Source organism: Sphingomonas naasensis (assembly GCF_004792695.1).
In the GTDB taxonomy this organism is placed as follows: Bacteria; Pseudomonadota; Alphaproteobacteria; order Sphingomonadales; family Sphingomonadaceae; genus Sphingomonas; species Sphingomonas naasensis.
In genome coordinates this window covers 73,389-89,919 of the sequence record NZ_SRXU01000004.1, presented here as the reverse complement: position 1 = coordinate 89,919, position 16,531 = coordinate 73,389, and the positions used below count along the sequence as shown (strand labels likewise).

Genomic DNA, 16,531 nt, shown 5'->3' with positions numbered 1-16,531 from the left:
TGGAAGACGGCCTGCTCAAAAGATTGCCGATCCTCCCAGATGAAATCCGCGTTATCGATCAATTGATGAGTGGAGAGATCGCAAAGCTGTTCGAAGAGGAATGAAAGATGCCGAGCTACGCAGGCGCGCGGGTATGTATCTATGGCCGCGTGTCGACGACACGGCAGGCAAAGAACGACCTGTCGATTCCCGACCAGATCGATCGCGGCAGGCAGTGGTGCGAGCAGAACGGCGCCATCGTCGCCGATACCGTGGTTGAACCTGGTGCCAGCGCCACCGACGATGATCGCCCGCATTTCCAAGCAATGATCGCGCGCGCGACGAGCGAAGATCATCCCTATGACGTGATCCTGATCCACTCACTGTCGCGCCTGTTCCGCAACGCGTTGCAATTCATGCATTATCGCCACATCCTCAAGCAATCGAAGGTGGCGATCGTGTCGATCACGCAGGGGTTCGGGGACGACCCCGCCGCCGAGCTGGCGATCGGTATGCTCGCCCTGTTCGACGAGTATCATTCGGTCGAGAATGCCAAGCACACCCAGCGTGCGATGCTCGCGAATGCGCGACTGGGGTTCTGGAACGGGCAGACGCCACCGCTGGGCTACCGCACCTATGAGGCCGAACGTCGAGAGGGAAAGAGTAAACGCAAGCTCGAGATCGACGAGGACGAGGCGTTCGTCGTCCGCAAGGTGTTCGACCTTTACCTAAATGGCCCGCCAGGCGGACTACCGCTCGGGATCACGCGACTGGCGGCGTGGCTCAACGAGCACGGCTACAAATATCGTGGTGCCAAGTTTCACGTATCAAACGTGCAGGCGCTGCTGCGCAACACCGCCTATGTCGGGATCGCGCTCTACAACAAGCGCGATTCAAAGGCCGGCGAGATGCGCCCTGAAAGCGAGTGGGTGCCGATCCCCGTGCCTCCTATCATCGATGCCGAAAACTTCGAGATCGTCCAGGCGCGGTTGGTCGATCGGCGCGCCATCAACAAGCCCGCCCGCGTTACTACGACCGACAACTTGCTGATCGGACTCGTTCGCTGTGGCTGCGGCGGCGATGGCTGTGGCGGAGGTATGACGACCAGCACAGGCAAGTCGGGTCGCTACAAATACTACGCCTGCTCGAACCGGGCTCGGTCAGGCGTAAGCGCCTGCAAGGGGCGCCGCATCTCGATGCCCAAGCTGGACGATATCGTGACGAGTGCGATCGAACGGCGTGTGCTGGCGCCCGAGCGACTCAAGGAACTGCTGTCCGGCTGGCTCGACCTGTCCACCGATGCGGCCGCCGCGCGGCGGGAAACGCTGCGACAGCTGCGCACCCGCCAGACGTCGCTCGAAGCTGCGCTCGATCGGTTGCTCGACCTCGTTGCTGAAGGGCACCTGACTGCCGGTGACGAGCGATTCTCTCGCAAATATGCCGAGCAGACAGGGCTGCTCAACGAAACCAAGACCGACATCGTCATGCTGGTGCGTCAGCTGGCCACTTCCGAGAGGCGCATTACCCCCGAACGGCTGGAGCAGTTCGCCAACCTCATGCGCGATCGGCTGCGCGGCAACGATGTGGCGCTACGACAATACTACGTTCGCGCGATCGTTGACCGGATCGAGGTGGGCGACAGTCGGATTCGCATCCGAGGAGCGACCAAGGCGCTTGAACATGCCGTGGGGCGGTTCGATGCGGCACCAGGCATGCCGGTGCCCAACATCGAACGGAAATGGCGCACCCGACAGGATTCGAACCTGTGGCCTCTGCCTTCGGAGGGCAGCGCTCTATCCAGCTGAGCTACGGGTGCAATGTCGGCGAAACGCCGGGAACAGGCCTCTACAGCAGGATCGCGCGGTCCTCAATCCCGAAAGCATGGCCGCGTAAAGGCCCGGTTTTCACGCCGCCTGGGCGCCGGGCTCGGGGTCGGCGCCGCTCAGGGGCAGCAGGATTTCGACACTGAAACCCGATCCGTCCCGCGCGGTCGTCAGCGACGCGGCGGCGCCGAAAAGCGCATCGAGGCGGCGGCGCACGATCGAGAGACCGCGCCCGGTGCCCGAGGGGACCGAGGCGCCCGCGGCGCCGGTGTCCTCGACGGTCAGCCGCAAGCGCCCCGCATCCCGCGCCGCGCGCACCGTCACCGATGCGGCGCCGCGCGAGGGATGCACGGCATATTTGAGCGCGTTCTCGACCAGCGGCTGGAGGATCAGGCGCGGCACGGCGGCCTCCGACAGGTCGTGCGGACATTCGATCCGCACGTCGGGCGTTCGGGCGAGACGGACCGCCTCGATCGCCAGATAGGCCTCGATCAGCGCGATTTCGTCGGTGAGCGGGATCAGCGCGGCGTCCCCGCCCTCGAGGCACGCCCGCATATAGGTGGACAGGCGCTCGAGCAGGGCCTCGGCCTCGGCGTTGCGCCCCGAAAGCACGAGCGAGGACAGGCCGTTGAAGGTGTTGAACAGCATGTGCGGATTGAGCTCGTTGCGGAGCGCCTCGATCCGCGCAGCGCGCGCGGCCTCGCGCGCCTCTTCGGCGTTGCGGGCATTGCGCGCCGCCCGATCCGAGGCCGCGATCAGCTCGAAGACCAGTGCCTGGATCGCGAACAACCAGACATAGAGCGTCGCGTTGAGCGAGACCCCGCGGATGAAACCTTCGACCGGCTTGATGCCGAACAGCGCGCGCATGAGCACGTAGAAGCCATGATCGGCACCCGCCTGCGCGAGGACGACGACGAGGAACAGCGGCGCCAGACGGAGCCAGCGACCGGCCAGCGACCGCGCCTCCAGCCGGGTGACGGCTGCCTGCAGAACCAGCGAGAGAAGGACGCCGCTGACCGGCACGCATGCCAGCCAGCACCAGAACCACGGCCCCGGGAAGCCGTTGCGAAAGACGATCCCGATCGTCGCGAACGCGCCCGCGGTGGCGAGCCACAACCCGAGGGTGATCACGATGCCGTGTCTACGGTTCACGCGTCCCCCGATGCCGCCGGACGAGAATAAGCAAGCAGGGACTAGCAAAGCCGGCCGGAGCGCGCCAGCCTGGCGGCGTCAGGCGCCGCGGTCGGGTTTCCGCGCGGGAGGCGCCGGCGTCTTGGGCTTGTATGCGCAGAGATCGGCCACGACGCAGCGCCAGCATTCGGGGGTGCGCGCCTTGCAGGTGTAACGGCCATGCAGGATCAGCCAGTGATGCGCGTGCAGGCGGAACGGCTGGGGGACGTTCCGGTCGAGCTTGAGCTCGACCTCGAGCGGGGTCTTGCCGCGCGCAAGCCCGGTGCGGTTGCCGACGCGGAAGATGTGCGTATCGACCGCGAAGGTCTGGTGGCCGAACGCACTGTTGAGCACGACATTGGCGGTCTTGCGCCCGACCCCGGGCAGCGCTTCGAGCGCCGCGCGGTCCTCGGGCACTTCGCCTCCATGCTGCTCGATCAGCGCGCGACTGAGGGCAAGGACGTTCTTCGCCTTGGTGTTGTAGAAGTTGATCGTGCGCAGATGCGCCTTGAGTTCGTCCTCGCCGAGCGCGAGCATCTTCTCGGGGGTGTCGGCCTCGGCGAACAAGGCGCGGGTCGCCTTGTTGACCCCGACATCGGTCATCTGCGCCGAGAGCACCACGGCTACGAGCAGCGTGAAGGCATTGGAATATTCGAGCTCGGTCTCGGGGTGCGGATTGTCCGCTGCGAGCCGCGCGAAGAACTCGACGATGTCGGGCTTCTTCAAATCCCGAGCACCTGGTCCATCGTATAGCGGCCGGGCTGCTGGCCCTTGAGCCAGAGCGCGGCCTGGATCGCGCCGCGCGCGAAGATTGCGCGATCGTCGGCGCGATGGATGAGCTCGATGCGTTCGCCGGCGGTGGCGAACACGACGCTGTGATCGCCGACCACCGAGCCGCCGCGCAGCGAGGCCATGCCGATCGTCCCGTCCGCGCGGGGGCCGGTGAGCCCGGCGCGATCGCTCACGCCCGCTTCGGCAAGCGTGGTGCCGATGCCGTGCGCGACGGCATTGCCGAGCATCAACGCCGTGCCCGAGGGCGCATCGGCCTTGTTGCGATGGTGCATCTCGACGATCTCGATGTCCCAGTCGGGGCCGAGCCGCGCCGCCGCCTCGCGCGCCAGCCGGGCGAGCAGCCCGATGCCGAGCGAGGTGTTGCCGGTCTGGAGCACCGGGATCTCCGCCGCGGCGGCGTCGATCAGCGCATGCTGGTGCGGGTTGAGGCCGGTGGTGCCAATCACGATCGGCGTCCGCGCCGCGCGTGCGGCGCCGAGATGCGCCTCGAGCGCGGCGGGCGCGGAGAAATCGACGAGCACATCGGCCTTGCGCGCCAGATCGGCGGGATTGTCGCCGACATCGCTGCCGCCGGCGATCGTTGCACCGAGGCCGGGCGCGATCTCGGCGATCGCCCGCCCCATCCGGCCCATGCTCCCGAAGATTCCGATGCTCGTCATGGCCGATGCTGTGGCACAGGAGCCGGGCCCAACGACAGCGATTATTTCTTTTGCCCGCGTCCTAGCGGAATCCGGAACCGTAGCATCGCCGCGGGAGCGCCGGCGCCGGGGAGCTCGCGCTGCTCCGCCTCGACCGAAAGCTCGCCCGGCCCCAGCCGCCGCGTCGCGCGCACCGGCGCCTCGCGATAGCGCGGTTCGATCTTCTCGAGGCGGAATTGCTCCTTGTCGGACCGGCGGCAGATCACGACCTCGTCGCCCGACGAATCGCAGCGCCGCGCGCCGGCGATCGCCGCGCCGACTTCCTCCTCGCCGCCGGGAACCAGCTGGTCGGCGCCACCCGAAGCAATAGCAAGGGTCATTGCAAGCGCGATCATCACCGTCCCCCCGAAGCGAGGCGGACATCCGACAGGCCATTTGCGGCGAGGGCGTGGCGGCGCCGGGGCGTGCGTCGACATAGCGACGCCCCGCGTCGGTCCAGACGCGATCCGCGCCCGGCGCAACGGCGCGAAATTCTTTTGCAGCGTCGCTTGCGCGAGGTGTTGCAGGGATCCGGTTTGCGTGTGAAAGTGTAATCAGAATCGGCGGTTAGGACTTGGTGGCTACCTAAACTGCGCAGCATCTTCTCCTTTCCTGTCGCTCAATACCGGGCACTACCCGGGGTCGCAGCACGATAGCGTCATCGCCGCCGGCGAGGCGCTCCATTCTTTCAGGGGAAAAAGCGATGGCCATTGATTCGACCAGCGAGACCGAGCGCGACATCAGCGATGCCTTGCTGTCGCTGAGCGCCGAAGGGGCTTTGGCGGACGAGCCGACCCAGCCGATCACACCGGGCACGCCGAAGACCGGGCACATCGATCCCGGCAACGACCTCGATTATTACATCCTCAACGTCGTCGCGGGCCAGACCTACGTCATTTCGATGAACGGCACCGGGCCCAATGCGATGCCAGATCCGCAGATCTATCTCTACAATAGCGGCGGCTTTGCCATCGCCGCCGATGACGAGGGCGGCACCGGCTCGAACGCGCTGCTGACCTATACCGCGACCTATACCGGCGTGGTCTATGTCGAGGCCGGCCCGTGGTTCGACGACTTCAACGACGGCGTCCCCGGCGATTACACGCTGGCCGTCGCGCAGCGCGGCGCCGATGTCTCCGATACCGCGGCGGGCGCGCAGGCGGTGGCGGTGGGCTCCTCGACGCTGGGCTTCATGGACGCGACCAGCGCCACCGATTTCAGCGATGTCGACTTCTACAAGGTCGATCTGGTCGCCGGCCAATATTATGAATTCCAGGCATCGGGCGGTTGGGACTATTATGTCGGGCCCGAAGGCGATCTGCGGCTCCACGTTATGGCGCCCGACGGGACGACGATCGCGGCCTTCAGCGGCGACATCTCGAGCAGCGACCAGAATGCCGCGGTCTCGTTCGTGCCGACCGAGAGCGGCACCTATTATCTGCGCGTCAGCCACGACCAGCCCGATTTCCTCGCCGCCGGCGCGGCCGCGAACACGGGCTATGAGCTGAGCGTCAAGACCTTCGACCTCAGCGGCATGAGCCCGCTCGACGCGATCAACTGGGGCGGTGACGACAATGTCCTGCCCGGCGCCGCGGACGGCGAGATCAAGGTCTATTTCGCCGCCGCGGGCGAGACCTTCGACGGCAATACCTCGCTCGGCTGGACCGCATACGAGCAGCAGCAGGCGATGCTCGCCTTCCAACAATATGAGACGGTGCTGCCGGTCCACTACACCGTCACCACCAACGCCGCGGAAGCCGATTTCAAGCTGGTGGTGAAGAACACCACCGCGGGCGATACCGAAGGCGTGCTCGGCTATTTCAACCCGCCGGGCGAGGCGAATGCCGGCGTCGGCGTGTTCTGGCGCGACGGCTTTGGCTGGGACGAGGACGGCCCCGGCGCCGACACCGCGAATCGCGAGAATGGCGGCCTCGAACAGGGCGGCTATGCCTTTTACACGCTGATCCACGAATTCGGCCACGGCATGGGGCTCGCGCATCCGCACGACACCGGCGGCGGTTCGTCGATCCTGCCGGGCGTGTTCGGCGCATTCGATTCCTATGGCGCCTATGATCTGAACCAGGGCGTCTACACAGTGATGTCGTACAATCCGGGCTGGCCGCTCGACCCTGCCAATGATCCCTTCGGCGTGCCGTGGTATATCGACGACGAAGGCGCATGGCTCGAGATCGACGAGGCTTATAACGGCTCGCTCTCGGCGCTCGACATCGCACTGCTGCAGATCAAATATGGCGCGAACACCACCGCCAATGCGGGCGACAACGTCTATGTCCTGCCGGCGGTGAATGCCGGCGACGGCTATTTCCAGACGATCTGGGACACCGGCGGCGTCGACACGATCCAGCACAACGGCACCCAATCGGCGCGGATCGACCTGACTGCGGCGACGATCGACTTTTCGGCGACCGGCGCCGGCGTGATCTCGCACGCTGATGGCGTCTATGGCGGTTACACCATCGCCCGCGGCGTGGTCATCGAGAACGCCACCGGCGGCAGCGCGGCCGACGTGCTGATCGGCAATGCCGCGGCCAACACGCTGACCGGCAACGCCGGCGACGACACGCTGCTCGGCCGGGACGGCAACGACGTGCTGCTCGGCGGGGCGGGGCTCGACACGCTCGACGGCGGCGCCGGCAACGACCGCCTCGACGGCGGCGCGGACGGGCTCGCGGACGTGCTCAAGGGCGGCGCGGGCAACGACAGCTATGTCGTGGGCGAGGCCGGCGAGCTGATCACCGAGCTTGCCGGCGAAGGCGGCGCCGATCGCGTCGTCGCGTCGATCAACTACACGCTGGGCGCCAATCTCGAGGAGCTCGAGCTGGTCGGCAACGCGAAGAACGGCACCGGCAACGCGCTCGACAATCTGATCATCGCGAATGATCAGAAGAACGTGCTCGACGGCGGCGCCGGGATCGACACGGTCAGCTACGAGGCGTCGGACGCCGGGGTGCTGATCCGCCTCGACAATGTCCGGACCGGATCGGGCTCGTTCTGGCAGAATCTCGGCGGCATACTCGAAGATGTCCTTGCCGATGGCGTGGGCGGCTTCGCGACCGGCGACCGGCTGATCAACTTCGAGAACGTCACCGGCTCGGCGCATAGCGACACGTTGTTCGGCAACAACATCGCCAATGTGCTGCACGGTGGCGCCGGCAACGACACGCTGTACGGCGATGACGGCAACGACTCGCTCTATGGCGACGACGGGCGCGACATCCTGATCGGCGGGAGCGGTGCCGACCTGCTCTTCGGCGGCGGCGATGTCGACTCGCTCACCGGTGGGGACGGCAACGACCGGCTCAACGGCGGGGCCGGCCATGACCTGCTGACCGGCGGTTCGGGCAACGACGTGTTCGCCTTCAGCGACCTGGGTGGCTGGGACAGCATCACCGACTTCCGCCGCGGCCAGGACAAGATCGACCTCAGCGCGATCGACGCGAAAAGCGCGACCGCTGCGGACGATGCGTTCGCCTGGATCGGATCGAGCGCGTTCAGCGGCGTCGCGGGGCAGCTGCGGGTCTACAAGAGCCTCGGCGAATATCATGTCGCCGGGGACGTCAACGGTGACGGCCTTGCCGATTTCACGATCGACGTGGGGAATGTCCAGCTCGCCCAGAGCGACTTCCTGTTCTGACCCGATGCCGGCACTTCCGGCCGCGGCCTGCTCGGGCAGGTCGCGGCCGCGAAGGCCGGCAGCCGAGTCGGGCGCGGTTCAGGATGGTTCGGGCATAGCGGCTTTACGGAAGGAGGAGCCCGACGGTGTTTCCGGCATTGGTGACCGCCATGATCCTGTCGCTGCCGGCCGCGGCCGGCACCGGGCAGGCCGCCGGCTTTCATCGGGACACGCCGCAGGTCGCTACCGAATCGGCCAAGCCCGGCGGCCGGCAGGTTCGCGTGAGCCGGGAGAGCCTCGCGATCGCCGCCTGCCGGACCCGCGCCGCCCGCCTTGGCGAGGCGACCTACAAGGATCTGCGGCTCGCCGGGTTCCGCACCTATCTCGTCACCGGCAGCATAGTACCGAACCGGGCCGAGCAGCGTCGCGGCGGCATCGGCCCATGGTCGTTCCGCTGCACCGTCCGCGGCGAGGGCGAGATAGTGCGCTTCGACGCGGGGCCGGCGCGCCGATCCGCCGATCGAAAGCCATGACCGGCATATAGCATCCGGTTCCAGATGCTCTTTCGACATTGACCAAATATGGCTAAGAGCCGCTCTGGCCCCGTCGCACTTCGCGTGACGGCGCCGGAATTCTTCCCGATCCGGGCACCCGCGCCGCCCGGCCGCCCCAGGTCAGCCAGGAGCCAATGGCCACCCCGCAATCCAAACCCGAGCCCGACCCCAGGCCCAAGCGCGTGCGGCGACGCCCGCCGCGGCCGCGCTCGCTCCGGCTGCACGGCACCGTGGCGCGCGAGCTCGGCACCCGGATCGTCTCAGGTATGCTCAGGCCCGGCGAGATCCTCGAGGGCGAGATCGCCGCGAGCAGCCAGTTCAACGTCTCGCGCACCGCCTATCGCGAGGCGATCCGCATCCTCGCCGCCAAGGGCCTGGTCAATTCGCGGCCGAAGATCGGCACGCAGGTCTCGCCGCGCAAGGAATGGCACCTGCTCGACCCCGATGTGCTGAGCTGGATCTTCGCGGGCGAGCCCGATGCCGGGCTGATCGCCAATCTGTTCGAGCTGCGCCGGATCGTCGAGCCCGATGCCGCGCGGCTGGCGGCGACGCGCCGGACCCCCGAGCAGCTCGCGCGGATGAAGGCCGGGCTAGACGGAGTCGCCAAGCACGGCTTCGCCACCGAGATCGGACGCTGCTGCGACGAGGAATTCCACTCGGCGCTGCTCGAGGCATCAGCCAACGACTTCATCGTCTCGCTGACCAGCGGCGTCGCCGCGGCGATCGCGATCACCACCGCGTTCAAGCAGCATCGCCTGCCCGCGCCGCACGATGCGCTGCCGGTCCACCTCGCGGTGTTCGAGGCGATCGAGGCCGGCGACGCCGAGCGCGCGCACGACGCGATGGCGCGGCTGGTCGAGCGCGGGCTGAGCGACACGATGGAAGCGCGCGAAGGCGCCGGCCAGGGGCCGATCGCCGTATGCTGCTGATGCGCAGGATTGAACCGCGCGGCGACCATCCCTAAGTCGCACCGCGAGACATTGTTACCGCTAACTTCATTTACGGGATTGGGAGAGTTCGCATGGCGCTGACTGGAGAATTGTTCGTGGCTTCGGAACGCGTGCGCCGCGATGGCCCGGGCTTCAGGGCTGTCGCCGCTGCCACCGGTGCGGAGATCGAGCCGAGCTTCACGGTCGCGACGCTCGAGGATGTCGAGGCGGCCACCGCCGCTGCCGAGGCTGCGTTCCCGATCTATGCCGGCCTGCCGCGCGAGGACCGCGCGAAGTTCCTCGAGGCGATTGCCGACGAGATCGAGGCGCTGGGCGACGAGCTCGTCGAGCGCGCGATGCAGGAAAGCGGTCTGCCCCAGGCGCGCCTTACCGGCGAGCGCGGCCGCACCGCGGGCCAGCTCCGCCTGTTCGCCAGGGAGCTGCGGCTCGGCGAATATCTGCGCGCGCGCATCGATCACGCGATCCCCGACCGCCAGCCGGCGCCCAAGCCCGATCTGCGGCTGCGCATGATCCCGGTGGGCCCGGTCACGGTGTTCGGCGCGAGCAACTTCCCGCTCGCCTTCTCGGTCGCCGGCGGTGACACCGCCTCGGCGCTCGCGGCGGGGTGCCCGGTCATCGTCAAGGGCCATTCGGCGCATCCCGGCACTTCCGAGCTGGTCGCCGGCGCGATCACCCGTGCCGCTGAGAAGATCGGCATGCCCAAGGGCGTGTTCTCGCTGATCAACGGCGCGGGCAACACGATCGGCTCGGCTCTCGTCACCGATCCGCGGATCAAGGCAGTAGGCTTCACCGGCTCGCGCGGCGGCGGCACGGCGCTGATGAAGCTCGCCGCCAACCGCCCGGTGCCGATCCCGGTCTATGCCGAGATGAGCAGCATCAATCCGGTGTTCCTGCTTCCGGGCGCGCTGGCGGCGCGCGCCGAGGCGCTGGGCAAGGGCTTCATCGCCTCACTGACGATGGGCGCGGGCCAGTTCTGCACCAATCCCGGGCTTGTCCTCGCGCTCGAAGGCCCCGATCTCGACCGGTTCGTGACCGCGGCCTCGGACGCGCTGTGCGGCGCGCCGTCGCAGGTGATGCTCACCCCGGGCATCCACAAGGCCTATACCAGCGGAGTCGCGCGCTGGGCTTCGGCACCCGCGCTCAAGCTGGTCGCCGAGGGCCAGGAGCCGACCGGCCCGACCTCGGGCCGCGGCGCGCTGTTCACAATGACCGGCGCCGACTTCATCGCCGATCCGAGCCATGCCGAGGAAGTGTTCGGCGCCGCCTCGCTGCTCGTGCGCTGCGCCGATATCGACGAGCTGACCAACGTGATTGGCCTGCTCGAAGGCCAGCTCACCGCGACGCTGCATCTCGAGGAGAGCGATACCGACACCGCGCGCGCGCTGCTGCCGGTGCTCGAGCGGCTCGCCGGGCGCATCCTCGCCAATGGCTGGCCGACCGGAGTCGAGGTGACCGACGCGCAGGTCCATGGCGGGCCGTTCCCGTCGACCGCAGACGGCCGCAGCACCTCGGTGGGTACGCTGGCGATCGACCGCTTCCTGCGCCCGGTCGCCTATCAGGACCTGCCGGCCACGCTGCTCCCCACCGAGCTGCGCGACGGCGATGCCGGCGTGCCGCGCCGCATCGACGGCAAGCCGACGCTCTGACGTTGATCCCGCCGGCGCGACGTTCGGCCCTGCCGACGTTGCGCCGGCGTTCGAAGTCACTAGGCTGGACACCTCATCTCCGAGGAGTCCAGCCTATGCGTATGCTGCTGCTTGCCGCGCTGACGATCGCCACCCCTGCCCTCGCGCAGGAGAAGGACGAGGCGGGCGCGCGCGCCGCGGTGAACCACTATCTCGCCGGGCACATCACCGGCAGCGCGGACGAGTTTCGCGCCGCTTTCCATCCCAAGGGCATGCTCTACTGGAACAAGGACGGCGCGTTCGCCGAGCGCACGGTGACCGACTTCATCGCCGGCGCGCCGGGCAAGCCCGCCGCCGACGAAGCGCAGCGCCGTCGGTCGATCGAGAGCCTCGACGTCACCGGCAACGCGGCGATGGCCAAGGTGGTGCTCGACTATCCGAGCGTGAAATTCACCGACTATCTTTCGCTGGTGAAGGCCGATGGCGAGTGGCGGATCGTCAACAAGATCTTCAACGTCGAGCGCAAGACGCCGTAGGAAATCGCGCGCGCGTCGGTGTTGGATTGCTGGCCGCAAGCTTCGCACCTTGCGCGCAATGAGGACTCGCGCGTTGCGCGGGCAGGAAAGGTGGTTGCGCGTGCCGGTGGGAATAAAGCGGCGGCGCGGGCGGCCGGTCCGGGCCAGCGCGCGCATTCCTACACGGCAAGCGCAGGCACCAGCACCACCAGCTTGTGATCGGGCCGCTCCGCCGGGCTGAAGGTGTGCTGGGCGTAGCGGAGCCGCCCCTGCCGGGGATGGAGGAAGCTGCGCGGACCGCCTTCGCGCGCCATCACGGTCTGCGCATCCCATTCATGCGCGAAGAGATCGGATTCGCTCCGGAGCTGCGCGACGAGCTGGTCCAGCGCGGCATCGTTGAGCATGCGGGCGCAATCGGCGCGAAATTCGGCGAGCAGGCGCCGTGCCCGCTGCTCCCAATCAGGCAGAAGCGCCCGCGCCGACGGCTGGGTGAAGGTGTAACGGAGCAGATTACGCTGGCATCCCTCGCCGAGCCAATCAGCGAACAGATCCGCGGCAGGCTGATTCCAGCACGACGCGTTCCACAACGGGTCCAGCCCATAGGCGGGATGCGGCAGCGCCGCGACGAGCGCGGCGACAGCCTCAGGCGCTTCGGAGAGCGCCGGCGATTGCGGCGCTTCGGGATCGCGGCGGCCCGCAAGCTCGAACAGATAGGCGCGCTCGGCCGCGGTCAGCGCGAGCGCCGCGGCGAGACGGGCGAGCGTGGTCGGCGAAACGCTGATATCACGGCCCTGCTCGATCCAGGCGCACCAGGTGACGCCGATACCGGCGCGCGCCGCCAACTCCTCCCGCCGCAACCCTGGCGTGCGGCGGCGGCGCACGACCCGATCCGGCGTCGCGCGCTCGCGATGCGAACGGACGAACTGCCCGAGCAATCTGCGCTGTTCGTCCGCGTTCATGGGCCTTCTTATAACAGGATAACTTTGTCCATTGTAACAGGTTGAAGGCTGCGCTCCAGAGGCGTGGAGGAGAAAAGCCGTGACCCGTTCCCATGATGCCGTTGTCGAAGACCAGTTCGGCGCGCAGGCGGCCGCCTATGTCGAAAGCAGCGTCCATGCCGGAGGCGAGGATCTCGACGCGTTGGAGGCGATCGTCGCCCGGATGCGCCCGGATCGCGCGGCGGACCTCGGATCGGGCGGCGGGCACGTCGCCTATCGGCTGGCGCGCCATGCCCGATCGGTAACGGCGATCGACCTTTCCGCAGCGATGCTGGACGCGGTGCACGAAACCGCCCGGCAGCGCGGACTGGCGAATATCGAGACCTGCGTCGCGCCGGCCGAGAAGCTGCCGTTCGGAGATGCCAGCTTCGACCTGCTGGGGTGCCGCTTCTCGGCGCATCACTGGCGCGATTTCGATGCCGGGTTGCGCGAGGCACGGCGCATCCTGAAGCCCGGCGCGACCGCGATCTTCATCGATGTGGTCTCGCCGGGGCATCCGATCTTCGACACGCATCTGCAGGCAGTCGAGCTGCTGCGCGATCCCTCGCATGTTCGCGACCATAGCGAGGCCGAATGGGCCGCCGGGCTGGACCGCGCGGGCTTCCGGGTGACGGGCACGCAGAAGCGGCGGTTGCGGATGGACTATCCGTCCTGGGTGGATCGCATGCGGACCCCCGACGCGCACCGGGCGGCGATCCGATCGCTGCAGCAATGGGCATCGCGCGAGACGGCACGCTATTTCGCGATCGAGCCCGACGGCTCGTTCTCGATCGATGCGCTGCAGATCGAGGCATCGGCCTGCCGGGCGCGACCCTGACGCGACGCGCATATGGTTGCCGGGCACGAAGGCCGTCAGCTCCGGGTGGGGGCGGCCTCGATCAAATCGCGTTCCATGAACACCAGCCAGTCGCGCAGCAACGGCGGCAGATCATAATAGGGCGCCACGTCGCGGAAGCCGAGCGCGCGGTACAGGCCCTGCGCTTCCTTCTGCGCCGGGCCGGTATCGAGCAGCATCCTGACATAACCGAGCGCCCGGGCGCGTTCGATCACCGCTTCGGCGAGCGCCCGCCCGGCCCCGGCGCCGTGGTAGTCCGGATCGACGAACATGCGCTTCATCTCGCAGCTGCCGTCCGCCAGTGGCCGCAGCGCGACGCAGCCGAGAATGCGGCCCTGCGCCTCCGCGACCAGCAACGCGCCCGCGGGCGGGGCGAACTCGCCCGGCAGGGCGTCGAGCTCGGCCTCGAACGCGGCGGGCTCGAAATAGCTGTCGATGATGTGCCGGTCGCGCGCGTGCCGGGCATAATGCCATTGGATGAACGCCCGCATCAGCGCCGCGACGGCGGCGAAGTCGCTCGATGAGACAGCATCGCGGATCTCCATCGCGCGAGGCTGCCCCAGCGGCCGGCCGCGATCAATCCGGACTCTAGCCGAAGGCGGTCAGGCAGGGTGGCGCGCACCGCGGTGGCGGGCCGGCGCCGGGTGCCTCCTGCGCATTCCTACATTGCAAGCGGCAAGGCCGGCCCCGGCGGCACCGGCGGCTTGCCGATCCAGGCGCGCCCGCGATCGAGATCGAGCGTGACGACCCAGTTGCGCAGGAACGGCATGCCGAGATTGCCGTCCATGATCATGTCCGGAGTGAAGGCATCGGGGGTCGTCGCGCGCACGCCTTCCATCACGGCAAAGTCGGCCGGCTGCTTCGCTTCCAGCTTCGGATCCATCCCGACCAGCTCGGCGACGGGTTTGGACACCAGCACCGTGCCGCCATTCCCCGAATCAAACTCCATCCACAAATTGCCCTGGGCCGTCGGGACCGCAGCCGCGACTGCAAGGGCGCGACCGTCTGCCTCCCGCTTCAGGCGGATGCGCAGCGGGCGCATCGTCGCGATGCGCTGGGCGCGGCTAGCCCCGGATTCGAGCGTGAGCGTGCCCGCGGCGAAATCGATCGTCACCGTGCGGCCTTCGAACAGGTTGAGCCCTATGATGCCGTCGAGCTCGGCATCCTTCGGATTCAACGCCGCCATCTCGATCGGACCGAGCATCGGCGGCTCGAGCTTCACTCCGCCGACGATCATGGCGATGCCCTCGCAATGCGGCCCGTCGCCGCGATTGCCCATCATGTTGTAGCCGGTGACCCGGCCCCAGGGCTTGCAGCCGGTGCGGGCGAGCGATGCGTTGGACACGAGGGTGAGCCCCGCGCCGGTGTCGAACAGATAGAGCCCCTTCTTCCCCGCGACTTCGGCCTCGAGCACCCAGCGCGTGCGCCACGGCTTCATCGCGATCACTGCCTCGGGCGCGGCGGCGGGGGCCGGCTGCGCATCGGCGGCGGTGGTGGTGAGCAAGAGGGAGGCGAGCGCCCCGAGCAAGATCTTCATGGCGGCCTTCCGGTGTCGAGCCCGATCGGGTGCCCGGCGTCGGGCCACCCGCCGCTTTCGATGCGACGAAAACCGATATTCACGCGACCAAATTCTCCTGCTCCGTAGGTGAAAATGGCGGATCGGGCGCGCGCCCGACGCCTAACGCGCCGCGTAATCGCCTTTCGCGGCGATGCCGAAAAAGGTCGCCGACGTCAGCCACAGCGCCGTGAAGAAAGCGCCAAGCGCGAGGAAGCGGAACGGGGCGTCGGGCACGCGCGCGGTCACCGGCGCCGTGGCGACAGCGATGCTGACCAGCGCCTGCATGACCGCGACGCCGAGCATGGCCCGCGCCATCCCCGCGGCCCGGAACCACGCCGCGAAGGCGCCGATCGCCGCGGTCACGACCAGCATGAGGAAGCCGATGCCGTTACCATCGTCGCGCACGATCGTAGTCCACACGGTAAGGAACGCCGTGATCAGCGCGATGGCGGCACCCGCGCGATAGGCGCGGCTCTTGCTCGCGCGCTCGGCGAACTCGTAGAGCAATCCCACCCCGCCCATGACGGCGCCGGCGAAGACGAAGCTGCCGATCGTCCAGTGCCAGCCGTCACTGATCTGCATCATCACCAGCGGGGTGAGCAGCAACGCGAGGATCCCGGCCCAGCGCGCCATCCGCCAATAGTTCGGAGCCCTGGCGTCGGCCTGTTCGCTTGCTTCGATCATCGTTCGCCTCCTGTCACATCGCTGCTCGATCGTGGCGGCGACCGCGATGCGAGGCATGAGCAGAAGATGAGCAAGCGCTGAGCAATGATGCGGCGCCTCCAAGTTTCTCCGGCGCGCCGGCACCGGTGAAGGAATCGCGTCAGTACGCCCCGTATTTGGCGCGATAGCGGCGATCATAATGATCGATCACCTGCTGCGCGGCGGCCTCCGCGCCGAGCGCGACGGGAAAGCGGAACGCATAGTGCAGGTCGGACTGTTGCGGCCGCGGGGTGACGAAGCGCAGCTCGAGAACCGAGGGTGGCCCCGCGCTCATTCCCGCGCCTTTGAATTCGGCGAGCGGCACGGGGTGGAAGTCTCCGTCGATCTGCAGGCAGTCGTCGCCCACGATCACCTCGACCGCCCCATCCGGGCTTGATCGCAGGCGGATCGCGTTGTTTCGCTTGCGCCCGTCGCGCTCGGCATCACGGTCATCGGCGACGAAGCGCGCCCAGAGCGCGGGCTCGACACGCCAGCGGGCGATGACGCCCTTCCCCGCATGGAGGCTCCGCATTCGCCGCATGCGCATCGTCAGCGTCAGGGCGGCCCCGAGTCCGATAACCGCCGCCGTGGCCCCGAGCAGCAGCCACGCCGCCTCGTCCGCATGATCGGGGGAGACGAACGGTATGCTCGCCGAGGCCAGCCCCAGCAGCCCCGCGGCCAATGCCAGATTGCGTATCTTCCCCGGCCCGCGCATCGCC

The 16,531-nt window shown here is 67.9% G+C and carries 16 protein-coding genes, 1 tRNA gene and 1 pseudogene; 7 read left to right on the top strand and 11 right to left on the bottom strand.

Annotated features, from left to right (window positions below; genetic code table 11):
* Positions 1–107: 107 nt before the first annotated feature.
* Positions 108–1,151 (top strand): annotated as a pseudogene (locus E5A74_RS21450) (recombinase family protein); the annotation flags it as partial.
* On the opposite strand, the gene E5A74_RS10375 reads toward E5A74_RS21450, so the two are convergent.
* The 6 genes from E5A74_RS10375 to E5A74_RS10350 form a co-directional block, all read right to left on the bottom strand.
* Positions 1,140–1,382, bottom strand: a complete 243-nt coding sequence (locus E5A74_RS10375; protein WP_135984555.1) for a hypothetical protein — start codon at positions 1,380–1,382, stop codon at positions 1,140–1,142. The pseudogene E5A74_RS21450 and the gene E5A74_RS10375 sit on opposite strands and share 12 nt — an antisense overlap.
* 336 nt (positions 1,383–1,718) lie before the next feature.
* A tRNA-Arg gene (locus tag E5A74_RS10370) sits at positions 1,719–1,795 on the bottom strand.
* Between the two features lie 88 nt (positions 1,796–1,883).
* On the bottom strand, positions 1,884–2,954 hold the full coding sequence (locus E5A74_RS10365) for a sensor histidine kinase (RefSeq protein ID WP_135984553.1): 1,071 nt from the start codon (positions 2,952–2,954) through the stop codon (positions 1,884–1,886).
* 78 nt (positions 2,955–3,032) lie between these two features.
* Positions 3,033–3,698, bottom strand: coding sequence for an endonuclease III (nth, locus tag E5A74_RS10360; RefSeq protein ID WP_135984551.1), 666 nt, complete (start codon positions 3,696–3,698; stop codon positions 3,033–3,035).
* Positions 3,695–4,423: a 4-hydroxy-tetrahydrodipicolinate reductase gene (gene dapB, locus E5A74_RS10355; RefSeq protein ID WP_135984549.1), complete on the bottom strand. Its 729-nt coding sequence runs from the start codon at positions 4,421–4,423 to the stop codon at positions 3,695–3,697. The genes nth and dapB overlap by 4 nt, the downstream gene beginning before the upstream one ends.
* 41 nt (positions 4,424–4,464) lie before the next feature.
* Positions 4,465–4,797 carry a hypothetical protein gene (locus tag E5A74_RS10350; RefSeq protein ID WP_135984547.1) on the bottom strand — a complete coding sequence of 111 codons (333 nt, stop codon included), beginning with the start codon at positions 4,795–4,797 and terminating at the stop codon, positions 4,465–4,467.
* Between the two features lie 347 nt (positions 4,798–5,144).
* Here E5A74_RS10350 and E5A74_RS10345 point away from each other — a divergent pair, with 347 nt between their 5' ends.
* The 5 genes from E5A74_RS10345 (at position 5,145) to E5A74_RS10325 (ending at position 11,740) form a co-directional block, all read left to right on the top strand.
* A complete protein-coding gene (locus E5A74_RS10345; RefSeq protein ID WP_135984545.1) occupies positions 5,145–8,096 on the top strand; it encodes a M10 family metallopeptidase C-terminal domain-containing protein in 2,952 nt (983 codons plus the stop codon).
* 125 nt (positions 8,097–8,221) lie between these two features.
* Complete coding sequence (locus E5A74_RS10340; RefSeq protein ID WP_135984543.1) at positions 8,222–8,608, top strand: hypothetical protein; 387 nt, start codon at positions 8,222–8,224, stop codon at positions 8,606–8,608.
* Between the two features lie 155 nt (positions 8,609–8,763).
* Complete coding sequence (locus tag E5A74_RS10335; RefSeq protein WP_135984541.1) at positions 8,764–9,558, top strand: FadR/GntR family transcriptional regulator; 795 nt, start codon at positions 8,764–8,766, stop codon at positions 9,556–9,558.
* A 92-nt stretch (positions 9,559–9,650) separates the two neighbouring features.
* Positions 9,651–11,225, top strand: a complete 1,575-nt coding sequence (locus tag E5A74_RS10330) for an aldehyde dehydrogenase (NADP(+)) (RefSeq protein WP_135984539.1) — start codon at positions 9,651–9,653, stop codon at positions 11,223–11,225.
* 95 nt (positions 11,226–11,320) lie between these two features.
* Positions 11,321–11,740: a nuclear transport factor 2 family protein gene (locus tag E5A74_RS10325; protein WP_206365831.1), complete on the top strand. Its 420-nt coding sequence runs from the start codon at positions 11,321–11,323 to the stop codon at positions 11,738–11,740.
* A 158-nt stretch (positions 11,741–11,898) separates the two neighbouring features.
* On the opposite strand, the gene E5A74_RS10320 is transcribed toward E5A74_RS10325, so the two are convergent.
* The gene (locus E5A74_RS10320) at positions 11,899–12,678 is read right to left on the bottom strand and encodes an MmyB family transcriptional regulator (RefSeq protein ID WP_135984537.1); all 780 of its coding nucleotides are present in this window, start codon (positions 12,676–12,678) and stop codon (positions 11,899–11,901) included.
* A 79-nt stretch (positions 12,679–12,757) separates the two neighbouring features.
* Here E5A74_RS10320 and E5A74_RS10315 point away from each other — a divergent pair, with 79 nt between their 5' ends.
* Positions 12,758–13,534 carry a class I SAM-dependent methyltransferase gene (locus E5A74_RS10315; RefSeq protein ID WP_135984535.1) on the top strand — a complete coding sequence of 259 codons (777 nt, stop codon included), beginning with the start codon at positions 12,758–12,760 and terminating at the stop codon, positions 13,532–13,534.
* 35 nt (positions 13,535–13,569) lie between these two features.
* Here E5A74_RS10315 and E5A74_RS10310 read toward each other — a convergent pair whose 3' ends face one another.
* The 4 genes from E5A74_RS10310 to E5A74_RS10295 form a co-directional block, all read right to left on the bottom strand.
* Entirely contained in the window at positions 13,570–14,097 is a 528-nt protein-coding gene (locus tag E5A74_RS10310; protein WP_135984532.1) for a GNAT family N-acetyltransferase, read from the bottom strand.
* Positions 14,098–14,213: 116 nt separating this feature from the next.
* Complete coding sequence (locus E5A74_RS10305; protein ID WP_135984529.1) at positions 14,214–15,089, bottom strand: pepsin/retropepsin-like aspartic protease family protein; 876 nt, start codon at positions 15,087–15,089, stop codon at positions 14,214–14,216.
* Between the two features lie 141 nt (positions 15,090–15,230).
* A complete protein-coding gene (locus E5A74_RS10300; protein WP_135984526.1) occupies positions 15,231–15,794 on the bottom strand; it encodes a hypothetical protein in 564 nt (187 codons plus the stop codon).
* A 139-nt stretch (positions 15,795–15,933) separates the two neighbouring features.
* Positions 15,934–16,494 carry a hypothetical protein gene (locus E5A74_RS10295; RefSeq protein ID WP_135984522.1) on the bottom strand — a complete coding sequence of 187 codons (561 nt, stop codon included), beginning with the start codon at positions 16,492–16,494 and terminating at the stop codon, positions 15,934–15,936.
* Between the last annotated feature and the right edge of the window lie 37 nt (positions 16,495–16,531).